General features: G+C 65.8%; 12 protein-coding genes. 8 read left to right on the forward strand and 4 right to left on the reverse strand.

Annotated features, from left to right (window positions below):
* The first annotated feature begins 4 nt into the window (after positions 1–4).
* The gene (secF, locus tag ACGVWT_RS02465) at positions 5–979 is read left to right on the forward strand and encodes a protein translocase subunit SecF (RefSeq protein ID WP_315461199.1); all 975 of its coding nucleotides are present in this window, start codon (positions 5–7) and stop codon (positions 977–979) included.
* Positions 980–989: 10 nt separating this feature from the next.
* The gene (locus ACGVWT_RS02470) at positions 990–1,358 is read left to right on the forward strand and encodes an MTH938/NDUFAF3 family protein (protein ID WP_315461394.1); all 369 of its coding nucleotides are present in this window, start codon (positions 990–992) and stop codon (positions 1,356–1,358) included.
* On the opposite strand, the gene ACGVWT_RS02475 is transcribed toward ACGVWT_RS02470, so the two are convergent.
* Both ACGVWT_RS02475 and ACGVWT_RS02480 read right to left on the reverse strand, forming a co-directional pair.
* Entirely contained in the window at positions 1,340–2,533 is a 1,194-nt protein-coding gene (locus ACGVWT_RS02475) for a glycosyltransferase (protein WP_315461198.1), read from the reverse strand. The two genes, ACGVWT_RS02470 and ACGVWT_RS02475, sit on opposite strands and share 19 nt — an antisense overlap.
* Positions 2,534–2,592: 59 nt before the next feature.
* Positions 2,593–3,417 carry a phosphoheptose isomerase gene (locus ACGVWT_RS02480; RefSeq protein ID WP_315461197.1) on the reverse strand — a complete coding sequence of 275 codons (825 nt, stop codon included), beginning with the start codon at positions 3,415–3,417 and terminating at the stop codon, positions 2,593–2,595.
* An 89-nt stretch (positions 3,418–3,506) separates the two neighbouring features.
* Between ACGVWT_RS02480 and ACGVWT_RS02485 the strand changes: the two genes are divergently transcribed.
* Together ACGVWT_RS02485 and recN are read left to right on the forward strand one after the other, a co-directional pair.
* The gene (locus ACGVWT_RS02485) at positions 3,507–4,475 is read left to right on the forward strand and encodes an outer membrane protein assembly factor BamD (RefSeq protein ID WP_315461196.1); all 969 of its coding nucleotides are present in this window, start codon (positions 3,507–3,509) and stop codon (positions 4,473–4,475) included.
* Positions 4,476–4,554: 79 nt separating this feature from the next.
* The gene (gene recN, locus ACGVWT_RS02490; RefSeq protein WP_315461195.1) at positions 4,555–6,213 is read left to right on the forward strand and encodes a DNA repair protein RecN; all 1,659 of its coding nucleotides are present in this window, start codon (positions 4,555–4,557) and stop codon (positions 6,211–6,213) included.
* 31 nt (positions 6,214–6,244) lie between these two features.
* On the opposite strand, the gene ACGVWT_RS02495 is transcribed toward recN, so the two are convergent.
* Positions 6,245–7,219, reverse strand: a complete 975-nt coding sequence (locus ACGVWT_RS02495) for an SDR family oxidoreductase (RefSeq protein ID WP_315461194.1) — start codon at positions 7,217–7,219, stop codon at positions 6,245–6,247.
* A gap of 165 nt (positions 7,220–7,384) precedes the next feature.
* On the opposite strand from ACGVWT_RS02495, the gene ligA reads away from it, so the two are divergent.
* From ligA to ACGVWT_RS02515, 4 genes are all read left to right on the forward strand, one after another.
* Entirely contained in the window at positions 7,385–9,613 is a 2,229-nt protein-coding gene (gene ligA, locus ACGVWT_RS02500; protein WP_315461193.1) for an NAD-dependent DNA ligase LigA, read from the forward strand.
* 178 nt (positions 9,614–9,791) lie between these two features.
* Complete coding sequence (locus ACGVWT_RS02505) at positions 9,792–12,572, forward strand: TonB-dependent receptor (protein ID WP_315461393.1); 2,781 nt, start codon at positions 9,792–9,794, stop codon at positions 12,570–12,572.
* A gap of 107 nt (positions 12,573–12,679) precedes the next feature.
* A complete protein-coding gene (locus ACGVWT_RS02510) occupies positions 12,680–13,792 on the forward strand; it encodes a sensor histidine kinase (protein WP_315461192.1) in 1,113 nt (370 codons plus the stop codon).
* Positions 13,789–14,586, forward strand: a complete 798-nt coding sequence (locus ACGVWT_RS02515; protein ID WP_017978776.1) for a LytTR family DNA-binding domain-containing protein — start codon at positions 13,789–13,791, stop codon at positions 14,584–14,586. Before ACGVWT_RS02510 ends, ACGVWT_RS02515 begins: the two co-directional genes overlap by 4 nt.
* Positions 14,587–14,622: 36 nt before the next feature.
* Here the strand turns inward: ACGVWT_RS02515 and ACGVWT_RS02520 are convergent, their stop codons facing one another.
* A complete protein-coding gene (locus ACGVWT_RS02520; RefSeq protein WP_017978775.1) occupies positions 14,623–14,769 on the reverse strand; it encodes a lmo0937 family membrane protein in 147 nt (48 codons plus the stop codon).
* Between the last annotated feature and the right edge of the window lie 102 nt (positions 14,770–14,871).

Raw genomic sequence — 14,871 nt, forward strand, 5'->3', positions numbered from 1 at the left:
CCTCATGCGCCTCCTGAAAATCGTTCCCGACAACACCAACATCGACTTCGTCCGCCTGCGCGGCTGGGCGTTCGGGCTGACGCTCGCGCTCAGCCTGCTCGCGGTCGGGCTGACGGTGGTGAAGGGCCTCAACTTCGGCGTCGACTTCGTCGGCGGCCTGATGATCGAAGAGAAGTTTCCGACGCAGCCCGACCAGACCAAGGTCCGCCAGGTCATCGACGGTCTGGGCGTCGGTGAAGCCGCGCTCCAGCAGGTCGGCGATCCCAAGACGCTGACCATCCGCCTGCCGGTGCAGGAAGGCGCGGACGAAGGCGCGACCAACGCTGTGGTCAAGAAGGTCGAGGCGGCGCTGGGCCAGGCGTTCCCGGGCGCGACGTTCAGCCGCTACTCGACCGTGTCGAGCAAGGTGTCGGGTGAGCTGATTCGCAACGGCGTACTCGCGGTCGTGCTCGCGATCCTGGGCATCGGCCTGTTCGCGATCGTCCGCTTCGAATGGCAGTTCGGTGTGTCGACCATCGTCGCCATCGTCCACGATCTGCTGATGACGGTCGGGTTCTTCGCCCTGACGCGGTTCGAGTTCGACCTGAACATCATCGCCGCAGTGCTGACGATCATCGGCTATTCGATCAACGACAAGATCGTCATCGACGACCGTATCCGCGAAAACATGCGCCGTTATCGCAAGATGGACATGCGCGAGATCATCAACCTGTCGGTCAACGAAACGCTGCCGCGCACCGTCATGACCTCGGTCACGATCCTGCTCGCGCTGATCGCGATGCTGCTGCTCGGCGGTCACGTGCTGCGTGGTTTCACCGCGGCGATGATCCTCGGCATCGTCGTCGGCACCTATTCGTCGATCTACGTGTCGTCGTCGCTGCTGATCACGCTCGGCCTGCGCGCCGATCCGAATGGCGGCGACCGCGCGGCAAAGGGCGGCATCAGCAACGCGGAGCGGGTCGGCCCGCGCGAGGGCTGACGCGATGCGCATGGACCGTGATGCCGCCGCGGGCGGCCCGATCGTCCGCGGCTTCGTCGGCTCGGGATTCCGTGTCGACGAAGAGCGGGTCTATCGCGCGCTGCTGATGACGGTGGAGACGGCGTCGGTATGGGCGCCGCCCCCGCTCGACCGGCTCGACACGGCGGCGTTGCAGTCGCTGGTCGACGCGGCGCCGGAGTTCATCCTGATCGGCACTGGCGCGCAGCTGACGCGGCCGCCGGTCGCTCTGGTTCGCGCACTGGAAGACGCCGGCATCGGCGTCGAGGCGATGGACAGCCGGGCCGCGGCGCGCGCTTGGGGCGTGCTGCGTGGCGAGGGCCGCGTGATCGGCGCAGCGCTCTACCCGCTGGACGCCTGATCCCGCTCGCGCCGGCGGGCGACGAGGCTCGAGAGGTGATCGACCAGCGCCGCGGTATTGGCTTCCCACGTGAAGCGCTTCACCGTCGCAGAAACCGCGTCCGGCACAGGCGGAGCGGCGATCAGCTCCCGAATGGCGACAGCAAAGGCCTCCGGGGTCCGCGCGACGATCCGTCCGCCGTCCGCTGAGGTCACCACCTCCGCCGCCCCGCCGATGGGCGGAATGACGACAGGGGTGCCGCAGGCGAGCGCCTCGATCCAGGCATTGGCCAGCCCTTCCGAACTCGACGCCAGCGCCATGACGTCGGCCGCCGCGATCACCGCCGGCAGCGCCTGATGCGGCACGCCGCCCATGATGCGGACGCGATCGGCGATGCCCAATGACGCGGCAAGCGCGGTAAGGCTCGCCCGCTCCGGCCCCTCGCCGACGATCATCAGCGTGACCTCGGGCAGCGCCGCCACCGCCCGCAGCACGATGTCATGGCCCTTGCGCGTGATCAGCGCCCCCAAGGACAGGACAAGCGGTCCGGCGACGCCCAGCGCGGCCTTGGCAGCGATACGATCGACGGGGTGGAAGGCGTCCGCGTCGATGCCCGTGTGATGCACGCGGATGCGTTCTTCCGGCATGCCGAGCGCGATCATGTCGTCACGCATCGCGCCGCTGACCGCGAGCAGGCCGTCCGCTCCGCGCCCCGCCGCCCGCACCTGCGCGGTCGTAGGGCCCGATCGCCCCCACAGATGGATATCCGCGCCGCGTGCCTTGATCGACACGGGAACGCCATAGCGCCTTCCGAGCATCACCGCGGCCGGCCCATCGGGGAAGAAGAACGACGCGTCGATCACGTCGAACGGAAAGTCGTGCCGTATCGCATCCAGCACCGGCACCAGCGCGCGAGCCAGCATGCGGGCATGCCAGCGACCGGCGGTGCCCGGAATCGCGGTAAAGCGCGGCCGGTACACATCGACGCCCCGCCAGGTCTCACGCGCCGGCAGAGTCAGCCGTTCGCCTTGCCGCCAGCGCGACACCGGCCATGGCGCGATGCCGACCGGCGCGACGACCCGCACCGTGACGCCGTCCGCGGCCGCCAGTCCCTGCGTCTGCCGTTCGACGAACACGCCGAAATTCGACCGGTTCGCATCTGGATACAGGGATGACAGGGTCAGGACGCGCAGCATTGCGGCTTTGCCTAACGGTGCCGGGTTAAGGCTTCCCCTACCCGGCCCCCGCCCGCGAATCAGATGCGCTGCGTGCCCGGATAGGCGAACAGCAGGTCGGCGTCGGTGCTGCTCGTGATCGTCTCGCTACCTGTGACGGTGACGCATTCGCCCGCCTTGAACGCGACGCCGGCGACCTCGCCCGACCCGCGGATCGGCACCAGCCAGCCGGTCTGCCCGTCCTTCAGCGCGACCTGATGATCGCCGCCCGTCCAGCGTTCGAGCACGAACTTCGGCCCTTCGACTAGGATGTCGCGGCCCTCGCCCGCCGCACCCGGCGAAACGATCGGCTGGTATGGGGTCAGGTGCGATACCGCGACGCCGTCGTCCAGGTGCAATTCCCGATCGCTGCCGTAGTCGTACAGGCGATAGGTCGTCTCGCTGTTCTGCTGCACCTCGATCAGCGTCAGGCCGCCGCCGATCGCATGGATCGTGCCGCTGGGGGCGTAATAGAAGTCGCCGGCCTTGACCGGCACCCAGTCGAGATCGTCCTCGATGCTGCCGTCCTGCGCGTCGGCGCGCAGTTGCTCCGCGGTAATTGGCTGCTTGGGCCCGAGCGCGATCGTCGAATCGGGGCGTCCAGCCAGGATCGTCCAGCATTCGTCCTTGCCACGCGGCAGGCCACGGGCATGCGCCTGCTCGTCGTCGGGATGGACCTGCACCGACAATTTGTGATCGGTGAACAGATATTTGATCAGCAGATCGGGCGTGCTGTCCCCCGGCTCCTGGAACCAGATCTCGCCGATCGGCTCGCCGTCCTTGGGCGCATCCTCGAAGCCGAACCCCAGGTCATGCCGGCCCCACGGCTTTTCGACGCGGTGGGTGTGGAGCAACGTAGCAGGCATGAGGGTCCTTTCGAGTCCGTAACAGGCGCGCCAACGTGCGACGGAGGGGATTGTTCGCTGGCACGCGCTTACGCTAAGAGCCTTAGCCGATGCGTATCCCACAGTCCAAGGCGCTTGCCGCCGCGATGATCGCCGTCCTCGCGCTTCCGGTCGCCGGTTGCGCCCGTAACAAGGCGAAGTCCGACCTGCCCTATGTCGCCCGCGACGTGGGCACGCTCTATTCCACCGCGAAGACGCGACTGGATCAGGGCCGCTACAAGGAGGCGGCGCTGCTGTTCGACGAGGTCGAGCGCCAGCACCCTTATTCGATCTGGGCGCGCCGCGCGCAGCTGATGAGCGCCTTCAGTTACTATCTGGACCGCGATTACACCGCGAGCATCCAGTCGGCGCAGCGATTCCTGTCGGTCCACCCCGGCAACCGCGACGCGCCCTACGCCTATTACCTGATCGCGCTGAGCTATTACGAACAGATCCGCGACGTCACGCGGGACCAGAAGATCACACTCCAGGCGCTGAGCGCTCTGGGCGAACTCACCCGCCGCTATCCCAACACCCGCTACGCCTCCGACGCGCGCCTGAAGATCGACCTCGTCAACGATCACCTCGCCGGCAAGGAGATGGAGATCGGGCGGTTCTACGAAACCCGCGGTCAGTGGCTGGGCGCGGCGCTGCGCTTCCGCACCGTGATCGACAAATATCAGACCACGACGCACACGCCCGAAGCGCTGATGCGCCTCGTCGAATGCTATCTGGAACTGGGGCTGCGCGGCGAAGCCGAAAAGGCTGCGGCGGTGCTCGGTACCAACTATCCCGGCAGCGACTGGTACGCGCATGCGTACAAGCTGATGCAGGAGCATCCCTTCACGCCGACCGCGCCGATCCCGGCCGGCCAGCCGATCATCCCGCCCAACACGCCGGGCACCAAGAAGCTAGCCGAACCGGGCGAGGTGGAAGCCGCCAAGCCCAAGGCGGAAGCCCCCACGCCGCCGACGCCGGTCGCTCCGAGCGGTGGCACTGCAGGCGCGCCGGTGCCGACCACCGAGACGCCGACCAACTGATCGGCGCCCCGGCCGTCATGGCGGCGATGAGAACATTTAAGGATCAACATCGCCGCGCGGGCGCGCTATAGCGCGTGCGATGCTGACCGCGCTGTCCATTCGCGATGTGGTGCTGATCGAGGCGCTTGACCTCGAATTCGGGGCCGGGCTCGACGTGCTGACCGGGGAAACCGGGGCGGGCAAGTCGATCCTGCTCGATGCCCTCGGGCTGGCGCTGGGGGGGCGTGGCGAATCGGGGCTGGTGCGCCATGGTGCGGCACAGGCCATCGTCACCGCGACCTTCGATCCGCCCGTCGGCGCGCTCGGCGTTCTGCTCGAAGAGAATGGCGTCGAGGTGGAGCCGGGCGAACCCCTACTCGTCCGCCGCATCGTCAAGGCCGATGGCGGCAGCCGTGCGCTCGTTAACAACCAGCCCGCAGGCGTCGCGCTGCTGCGTGAGATGGCGCCGATGCTGGTCGAAATCCACGGCCAGCACGACGATCGCGGCCTACTCAATCCACGCGGACATCGGGCGCTGCTCGATGCGTTCGGGCGCGTCGATCCGGGCGATACCGCGCGCGCCTGGGCAAACTTGCGGGAGGCGCAGGCAAAGCTCGCCGCGGCGCAGGCCGAGATCGAGACGGCCGCGCGCGATCGCGAATGGCTTGAACATGCGGTGGGGGAACTCAGCGCGCTGGCCGCCGAACCGGGCGAGGAGGAAGCGCTCGCCGACAAGCGGCGCGGCATGCAGCGCGCCGAAAAGATCGCGGACGAACTGGCCGCCATCGACGATTATCTGGAAGGATCGAACGGCGGCCTTGCCCAGCTGCGCCAGGCGGCGCGTGTGCTGGAACGGATCGCCGAGGATCATCCCGCGCTCGGCGAAGCGTTGGCGGCGATCGATCGCGCCGTGATCGAGGCGGCCGCCGCCGAGGAGCAGCTCGTGGAGGCGCGCCGTGCCCTCGCCTTCGACCCACGGGCGCTGGAAGAGGATGAGGCGCGCCTGTTCGAGCTGCGCGGTATGGCGCGCAAGCACCGCGTCCAGCCCGACGATCTCGCTACGCTGACCGAGGACCTGCGCGGCCGGCTCGAGCGGCTGGAGGCCGGTGAGGACGGGATCGCGCTGCTTGAAGCGACCGTCGCCGCTACCCGCGCCGATTATGACGCCGCCGCCGATATCCTGTCGCAACGCCGCCGTGCTGCGGCCGAACGGCTCGACGCAGCGGTCGCGGGCGAACTCGCGCCGTTGAAGCTCGATGCGGCGCGCTTCCGCACCACGGTGGTATTGGTCGGTGCCGACGGTTGGTCTGCGCACGGCAAGGACCGCGTCGAGTTCGAGATCGCGACCAATCCCGGCGCACCCTTCGCCCCGCTCGCCAAAATCGCCAGCGGTGGCGAACTGTCGCGCTTCATCTTGGCCCTGAAGGTCGCGCTGGCGGAAGAAGGCGGCGCGGCAACGATGATCTTCGACGAGATCGACCGCGGGGTCGGCGGTGCGGTGGCGAGCGCGATCGGCGAACGCCTCGCGCGGCTCGCCGAACACACGCAGCTGCTGGTGGTCACGCATTCGCCCCAGGTGGCAGCACGCGGCGCCGAGCATCTGCTGATCGCCAAGAGCCACGACGGCACCGTCACCCGTACGGGCGTTCGGGTGCTGGACGAGGCGGAACGACGCGAAGAGATCGCGCGGATGTTGTCCGGCGCGACCGTCACCGATGAAGCCCGCGCACAGGCCGACCGTCTGTTGGAGACGGCCTGACCCTCCCCTCCCTCATCGGGAGGGGACAACGTCAGATCGCGCCGGTGCCGCCGTTTGCCCCGAACGCACTGCCGGTCGTGAAGCTGTTCCCCGCCTCGGCCAGCGCCACATACAGCCCTGCGAGCTCCGCGGGCTGCCCCGCGCGGCCCAGTGGCGTGTCCTGCCCGAACTCACCCATCTTGCCCGGCAACTGACCGCCCGCCACCTGCAGCGGCGTCCACACGGGACCCGGCGCAACCATGTTCACGCGGATGCCCTTGGGGCCCAGCTGTTTCGCCAGCCCCTTGGTGAAGACCAGAATCGCCGCCTTCGTCGTGGCATAATCCAGCAGCTCTTCACCGGGATTGACCGAGTTGACCGACCCGGTGTTGATGATCGCCGCACCCCGCGGCATCAGCGGGATCGCCGCCTTGCACAGGTGGAACATCGCATAGACGTTGGTCTTCATCGTCCGGTCGAACTGCTCGGTGCTGATCTCCGCGATCGACGCCTTCGACTGCTGATAGGCGGCATTGTTGACCAGGATATCGAGGCCACCCAGCTCGCGGTTGGCGCGCGCGATCAGGTCGCGGCAGAACTTTTCGTCGGTCAGGTCGCCGGGGATCAGCACGACCTTGCGCCCCTCGGCCCGCAGCAACTTCGCGACGTCCTGCGCATCGGGTTCCTCGGTCGGATAGTAATTGATCGCGACATCGGCGCCCTCGCGCGCGAAGGCGATCACCGCGGCCCGGCCGATGCCGGAATCGCCGCCGGTGACCAGCGCCTTGCGCCCGGCCAGCCGTCCCGACCCGCGATAGCTACGCTCACCGCTGTCGGGGACCGGCTTCATATCCCGTTGCAGCGCGGGCCATTTCTGGCGCTGTTCGGGAAACGGCTGGCTGGTGTAGCGGGTCTGCGGATCGCTGAGTGCGGGCGCGGCTTGCGCGAAGGCCGGCGCCGCAGCGGCGGCGACGCCCGCCACAGCGGCGCCCTTGAACAGATCGCGGCGATTGGTCTGATCGGTCATAATGCGGCCTTCGATGGCGGATAGATGAAGACGCAATCGCCGGGGGCCGTGGTTGGTTCATCGGTGGCGGAAATTCATTCGACGGATCAACGATCTACCGTCGTCGATCGCGGGTATTCCACTCCCCGCTTGCCCGACCGCCTTTCTCTCCCCTAGTCGGCAGCCATGACCGACCTGCCGCAGACGCCGCTCGATGCCGCCGCCGAACTGGAGGCGCTGGCCACGCAGATCGCGCACCACAACAGCCTTTACCATACGCATGACGCGCCCGAGATCTCGGATGCCGAGTATGACGCGCTGGTCCGCCGCAATGCCGCGATCGAGACGGCCTTCCCCGACCTGATCCGCGCCGACTCGCCCAGTCGCAAGGTCGGTGCCGCCCCCGCCGCGCACCTGGCCAAGGTGCCGCACGCCCGGCCGATGACCAGCCTGGACAATGCCTTTACCGACGAGGAGGTTGAGGAGTTCGTCGCCCGCGTCCGCCGCTATCTCAAGCTGCCCGAGGACGAGCCGGTCACCCTGACCGCCGAGCCCAAGATCGACGGCCTGTCCTGTTCGCTGCGCTATGTCGACCAGCGGCTGGTCCAGGCGTTGACCCGCGGTGACGGCGCGATCGGCGAGGACGTGACCGAGAATGTCCGCACCATCGCCGACATCCCCCAGACCCTGCCCGCCGACGCGCCGAACGTGTTTGAGGTGCGCGGCGAGGTCTATATGAGCAAGGCCGATTTCGCCGCGCTCAACGCCCGGCTGGCGCAGGAAGCGGCCGAAACCGGCAAGGAAGCGCGCCAGTTCGCCAACCCGCGCAACGCCGCCGCCGGATCGTTGCGCCAGAAGAACCCGGCGATCACCGCCGGGCGTCCCTTGCGCTTCCTGGCCCATGGCTGGGGCGAGGCGAGCGACGTGCCGGTCGAGACCCAGTTCGACATGGTCGAGACGTGGCGCCGCTGGGGTTTTCCCATCGCCGACGCCTTTGCCCGCGTGCCCGATGCCGGTGCCGCGCTGGCCATCTATCGCACCATCGAGGCGCAGCGCGCCGACCTGCCCTTCGACATCGACGGAGTCGTCTACAAGGTCGACCGGCTCGACTGGCAGGCCCGGCTCGGCATCGTCGGACGTACGCCGCGCTGGGCGATCGCGCACAAATTCCCGGCCGAGCGCGCCCAGACCACGCTTAAAGCGATTGAGATTCAGGTGGGCAGAACAGGCGCGCTCACGCCCGTAGCCCGCCTGAAATCTGTAACTGTCGGGGGAGTAGTTGTTACCAACGCCACCCTCCATAATGCAGATGAAATTGAGAGACTAGGAGTACGTCCAGGAGATCGCGTCGTTGTGCAGCGGGCAGGCGACGTAATCCCACAAATTATCGACGTCCTTCACCGCTCTAGGAAGCGGGTTCGGGTGGCGAAGGCAACGTTGTATAGATTGCATTTGGCAAGCCGCCCATCCGTGCGTCCCGCCGGGGGCAAAGCACTACCTCAGCCGCTCAGGGCATTTCATTTTCCGAAACGCTGCCCAAAGTGCGGCAGCCTGGCGACGCGCGAGGAGGGCGAGGTCGTCATCCGCTGCACCGGCGGCCTGATCTGCCCGGCGCAGCGCGTGGAACGCCTGATCCATTTCGTCTCGCGCCACGCCTTCGACATTACGGGTCTCGGCCTTGTCCGCGTCGAGGAATTCTTCCGCGATGGCCTGATCGTCTCGCCCGCCGATATCTTCCGTCTGCACCAGCATCGCGAGGCGTTGATCCAGCGCGAGCGCATGTCCGAACTGGTGGTCGACAAGCTGCTCGCCGCGATCGACGCGCGACGCGACATAGCGCTCGACCGCTTCCTCTTCGCGCTGGGCATCCGCCATGTCGGCGAGATCACCGCGCGCGATCTGGCCCGCCGCTTCGTGTCGATGGCGGGCTTCCGCGCGATGATCGACGCCGCGCTTCGGGTCCGGGCCGACACCGTTCCCGCCCTGGGCGAGCCCGACCGGAAGTTCGAGCTGCGCCGCCAGCGCGCCATCGTCGCGGCGATCGACACGCCCCAGATCGGCCCCGAAGTCGCCGACGCGCTGCTCGACTTCTTTGCCGAGGCGCATAACCGCGAGGTCGTCGACGACCTGCTCAGCGAGGTCACGCCCGCCGACGTCGTATGGGAAACCCGTGCCTCGCAGGTCAGCGGCAAGATCGTCGTCTTCACCGGCAAGCTCGAAACGCTGAGTCGCGACGAAGCCAAGGCGCAAGCCGAGGCCTTGGGTGCGCGCGTGTCGGGTTCGGTGTCCGCCAAGACCGACTTGGTGGTGGCAGGGGCCGATGCGGGGTCCAAGCTCAAGAAGGCGACGGACCTCGGCGTGGCGGTGATTACCGAGGCACAATGGGCTGATATCGTTGCCGAAACGGCCGCATGATGGATCAGGGGCGTTGCCTTTTTGCAACGCAGCGGAACGAAGCGACGCGGGTCATCATCGCTGCCCTTTGATTGTCACAAACTCGCAATATTGATCTCACATGGGCCGCGGCAACGGCAAAAAACACGAGCCGCGAATCCAAGAGCACCATGCTCAAAGGGGACAAGATCAGATGCGTATGACTTTCGCTTGCGGCGTTGCCTTCGCCGCGCTCATGCTGCCGGGCGCCGCCTTCGCGCAGTCGACCGGTTCGACCGAAGCCGACAACGTCGGCACGGGCGACATCGTCGTCACCGGCGCGCGTGAACCCGGCGTCGGCGGCGTGGACATTCCCGCGACCGCGAAGAACAAGCAGGTCCTCAACCAGACGTTCATCTCGCACCAGACCCCTGGTCAGACGATCAACGACATCATCAACCAGCTGCCGGGCGTCAGCTTCCAGAACAACGATCCGTTCGGTTCGGCGGGCGGCACGCTCACCATCCGCGGGTTCGACGGTAGCCGCATCAGCCAGACGTTCGATGGTATCCCGCTGAACGACACCGGCAACTACGCCATCTATTCCAATCAGCAGCTCGATCCCGAGCTGATCGAGCAGGTCAACGTCAACCTCGGCTCGACCGATCCCGACTCGCCCACCGCTTCGGCCTCGGGCTCGACAGTCAACTACCGCACGTTGATCCCCACCGACCAGTTCGGTGCACGTATGGTCGGCTCGATCGGCGACTACAATTTCTTCCGCGTCTTCGGCCTGGTCAACACCGGCGTCTTTACTCCCTGGGGCACCAAGGCGTGGTTCTCGGGTTCCAGTGCGACCAACGACGTCGTGTTCAACGATTTCGGCCGCATCAACAAGCAGCAGTATAACGCCAAGATCTACCAGCCGATCGGCAGCGGCAAGGACTTCATTTCGATCTCCGGCCACTACAACCAGAACCGCAACAACTTCTTCGGTTCGGCGCCCCTACGCAACGACACCAACGTCTACAGCAACCAGACGGGCACCGGCACCTCGGCGGCCAATCCGCCGGTGCTAAACGTCGGCGCGATCCGCACCGCCGGCACGGGCAGCAGCAACCGCTTCCCGAACAGCCGCGACGAACTGCCCTATTCGGTCGCCCGCTGCCAGATCGCAATCGGGCGCGCGGGTGTCGCTGACACGCCTGCGACGGTCAATGCGCCGGGCGCTTCTAACAACGGCAGCGGTTGCGGCACGAGCTTCGACGAGCGTTATAATCCGTCCAACACCGCCAACATCCGTATCAACTCGCGCTTCACGCTCGCGGACGGTCTCGTCCTGTTCGTTGACCCGTCGTACCAGTACACGAAGGCGAATGGCGGCGGCACGGTCACGGCGCGGGAAACGGCCTACACCCGCACCACGGGCGTGCCCATCACGACCCCGCAGTACGGCTTCATCGGCGGTCAGTATTACTTCGGTCGCGACCTGAACGGCGACGGTGACGCGCTTGATCAGGTTACGCTGCTCGCGCCCAGCCAGACGGAAACCAACCGTTACGGCGTGATCGCTTCGCTGCGGTACGAGTTCTCAGACACGCAAAGCATCCGCGTCGGCTACACGCTGGACTACGGCCGCCACAAGCAGACTGGTGAACTCGGCTTCCTGCAGGCGAATGGCAAGCCGTTCGACGTCTTCCCGGTTAACAACGGCATTCTCGCCATCAACGGCGGTTTGGTCGAAAAGCGCAATCGCTTCTCGAAGGCGATCCTGAACCAGGGCTTCGCGCAGTACATCGGCAACTTCTTCGACAGCAAGTTGCGTGTCGAAGCGTCGGTGACGGGCAAGTGGTTCAAGCGCGATCTGACGAACTATTGCTTCGTCACGGCCGCCAACGGCAACCTCGACTGCTTGGCATCGTCGTCGCAGAATGCGGCCTATGCGGCAGCGAATCCCTATGTCGTCGGTGGCACCACCGCCGTTCCGACCATTTCGGGCTACGCCGCTCCGCAGAACCGCGTCTACAAGTACGACCGCATCCTGCCGGCCGGCGGCCTGACATACGAAGTTACCGACGCGTTCAGCATCTTCGGCAATTACTCGAAGGGCATCCAGGTTCCGGGTACGGACAACCTGTATCAGGCGTTCTACTATCCGCAGAACACCACCCCTGCGAACCCGCAGCCGGAAACCACCGACAACTTCGACGCCGGCATCCGCTACACCACCAGCCGCGTCACCGCGTCGCTGGGTCCGTGGTACACCCGTTTCCAGAACCGTCTGGCAAGCGCGTATGACGTCGATACGCAGCAGACGATCTACCGCAACCTGGGTCGCGTCGATAAGTACGGCATCGATGGCAGCATCTCCTATCGTCCAATCCGCGAACTGCTGTTCTATGCGTACGGTTCGTACCTGAAGTCGGAAATCAAGACGAACGTCGAAATCGGCCGTTGCCCGACGACGCTGACCGCGGCGAACACGACCAATAACTGCACGGTCGCGGGCGCTCCCATCCTGGCGCAGACGGCGGGCAAGCGTGAATCGGGTGCTCCGGTCTACACCTTCGGTGGTCGGGTCCAGGCGACGCTCGGCCCGCTCGAACTAGGCGTCCAGGCGAAGCGGACCGGCCGTCGTTACCTTAACGACCAGAACCTCGGTAACTTCGCCTGCACCGTCGCGCTCGTGAACAACGTCTGCCCGACCGTCGATAACGTCCCGGCGAGCTACACCGGCACCCGCGGCATTATCTACCAGACCTATGGTGCCTATGCCCCGGGTTACACGACGGTCGACTTCGACGCGCGCCTGGCGCTCGACTGGGTCGGCATCGGCGGCAACAACAAGACGTATCTGCAGCTGAACGTCGTGAACGCCTTCAACAAGTTCTACGTCGGCGGCTTCACCGGTGGCCAGACGCTGAGTGTCAACAACTCGATCCCGTTCGTGCAGATCGGCAGCCCGCGCGCGTTCATCCTGTCGGTGAACACCGCCTTCTGATCGACCTGACCGACACAGTCTGACGGACAGGGCCGTCGCTTCCTTCGGGCAGCGGCGGCCCTTCTGTTTTGCACGCCCGGCGCCACGCGTGTAGAGACGCCGCCTATATGGCGACCCTTCCCGCCCCCACCCGCCCGGCGCTCAACGTGCGCCCCTTCTTCGAGAACAAGAGCCGCGCCTTCTGGACGCTGCAGGCAGTCGGCTGGACCGGCTATCTGCTGCTGCGCGGCGCCTCGACGCTCACCAACCTGTCGCTCGACACGATCATCCCGGTGATCGTCGAAGCGATCGTCGGCTATTGCGTCACGCTGCTGCTCTCGACCTTCTACGGTTATTTTCGGCGCTTGCCGCGGGTCAGCGGGCTGATCCTGACGATCCTCGCCTTCGTGGTCGCGACGATCTTCTCGACCTTCGTCGATGCCTTCACCTGGTCGCTGATCCAGAACGGACAGCCGGGCGTCACGCTGCCGCGCATGGTCGTCGCCTTCTACGTCGCCTTCACCGCGCTGTTCGGCTGGTCGGCGCTGTACTTCGGCATCAACTTCTACCTGATCGTCGAGGATCAGATCGACCAGATGCAGCATCTGGAAAGCCAGGCCTCGTCGGCACAGCTGGCGATGCTGCGCTATCAGCTCAACCCGCACTTCCTGTTCAACACGCTCAATTCGATTTCGACCCTAGTGCTGCTGAAGCAGACCGAGCGGGCCAATGCGATGCTCAGCCGGCTGTCGTCCTTTCTGCGCTACACGCTCGCCAACGAACCGACCGCACACGTCACCGTATTGCAGGAGGTCGAGACGCTGAAGCTGTACCTCGAGATCGAAAAGATGCGGTTCGAGGATCGCCTGCGCCCGGTATTCGACGTCGATCCGCGCGCCGAACGCGCCCGCCTGCCCTCGCTGCTGCTGCAGCCCTTGGTCGAGAATGCGATCAAATATGCGGTCAGCACGCAGGAGAAGGGCGCCGAAATCTGCATCCGCGCGCGGCTCGCCGGGGATCGCGTGCAGATCGGCGTATCCGACACGGGGCCGGGTTTGCAGGAGGGTCGTGCGATGCCAAGCCTTTCAACCGGCGTGGGTCTCCCCAATATTAGGGAGCGGCTGCTCCAGGCCTATGGCCCGGATCACCGTTTCGAGACGCGTACCGCGCCGGCTGGCGGGTTTTCGGTGGAGATCGAAATTCCCTTCCAGCTCGACGATGTGAGTAGAGAGGCCGCATGACGATCAGAACCATCCTGGTGGACGACGAACCGCTCGCGATCCAGGGATTGGAGCTCCGGCTCCAGGCGCATGAAGACATCGAGATCATCGAAAAGTGCTCGAATGGGCGCGAGGCGATCCGGGCGATCAAGACGCACAAGCCCGACCTCGTCTTCCTCGACATCCAGATGCCCGGGTTCGACGGTTTTTCGGTCGTGCAGGGCCTGATGGAGGTCGAGCCGCCGCTGTTCGTGTTCGTCACCGCCTATAGCGACCATGCGCTGCGGGCGTTCGAGGCGCAGGCGGTCGATTATCTGATGAAGCCGGTCGAGGAATCGCGGCTGGCCGATACGATCGAACGGGTGCGGCAAAGGCTTAGCGAAAAGCGCGGCGTCGAAGAGGTGGAGAAGCTGAAGGAGGTGCTCGCCGAGCATGCGCCCGAGGCGGCCGCCGATATCGCCGACGCGGGCGACCTGTCCGCCAATCGCTACGAAAAGCTCATCAACATCAAGGATCAGGGCCAGATCTTCCGCGTCGACGTCGACACGATCGAGCGGATCGATGCGGCGGGCGATTACATGGTGATCTACACCGGCGACCGGAACTTGATCCTGCGCGAGACGATGAAGGATCTGGAGAAGCGGCTCGATCCACGCCGGTTCCAGCGTGTCCACCGCTCGACGATCGTCAATCTGGACCTGGTCAAACAGGTTAAGCCGCACACCAACGGCGAATGCTTCCTGGTGCTCGATTCGGGCGCCAGTGTGAAGGTCAGCCGCAGCTATCGCGACGTCGTCGCGCGCTTCGTCCACTAACGAAGGCGGGGGCGGTCGATGCCGCCCCCAATCGATTTATAACGCGCGGCGGCCGGTGAAGAGCTGGATCAGGCCAACGATGATCGCGATGACTAGCAGGATGTGGATCAGGCCGCCGGCGATGTGGAGCGAGAAGCCCAGCAGCCACAGGATCAGCAGGATTACGGCAATCGTCCACAACATGGTTGGCATCCCTCTCTTCGCCGGACCCAGCGCCCGGCGTCGGCAACAAAACGTTACGCAGGCGATACCGGTTCCGTAATGGCCGAAGAGTGATGGTTTATA

This window comes from Sphingomonas sp. S6, from assembly GCF_043498045.1.
GTDB lineage: Bacteria > Pseudomonadota > Alphaproteobacteria > Sphingomonadales > Sphingomonadaceae > Sphingomonas.

Coding starts and splice junctions, on each gene's coding strand:
- secF (WP_315461199.1), top strand. CDS start 5: ATGCGCCTCCTGAAAATCGTTCCCGACAACACCAACATCGACTTCGTC.
- ACGVWT_RS02470 (WP_315461394.1), top strand. CDS start 990: ATGGACCGTGATGCCGCCGCGGGCGGCCCGATCGTCCGCGGCTTCGTC.
- ACGVWT_RS02475 (WP_315461198.1), bottom strand. CDS start 2,533: ATGCTGCGCGTCCTGACCCTGTCATCCCTGTATCCAGATGCGAACCGG.
- ACGVWT_RS02480 (WP_315461197.1), bottom strand. CDS start 3,417: ATGCCTGCTACGTTGCTCCACACCCACCGCGTCGAAAAGCCGTGGGGC.
- ACGVWT_RS02485 (WP_315461196.1), top strand. CDS start 3,507: ATGCGTATCCCACAGTCCAAGGCGCTTGCCGCCGCGATGATCGCCGTC.
- recN (WP_315461195.1), top strand. CDS start 4,555: ATGCTGACCGCGCTGTCCATTCGCGATGTGGTGCTGATCGAGGCGCTT.
- ACGVWT_RS02495 (WP_315461194.1), bottom strand. CDS start 7,219: ATGACCGATCAGACCAATCGCCGCGATCTGTTCAAGGGCGCCGCTGTG.
- ligA (WP_315461193.1), top strand. CDS start 7,385: ATGACCGACCTGCCGCAGACGCCGCTCGATGCCGCCGCCGAACTGGAG.
- ACGVWT_RS02505 (WP_315461393.1), top strand. CDS start 9,792: ATGACTTTCGCTTGCGGCGTTGCCTTCGCCGCGCTCATGCTGCCGGGC.
- ACGVWT_RS02510 (WP_315461192.1), top strand. CDS start 12,680: ATGGCGACCCTTCCCGCCCCCACCCGCCCGGCGCTCAACGTGCGCCCC.
- ACGVWT_RS02515 (WP_017978776.1), top strand. CDS start 13,789: ATGACGATCAGAACCATCCTGGTGGACGACGAACCGCTCGCGATCCAG.
- ACGVWT_RS02520 (WP_017978775.1), bottom strand. CDS start 14,769: ATGTTGTGGACGATTGCCGTAATCCTGCTGATCCTGTGGCTGCTGGGC.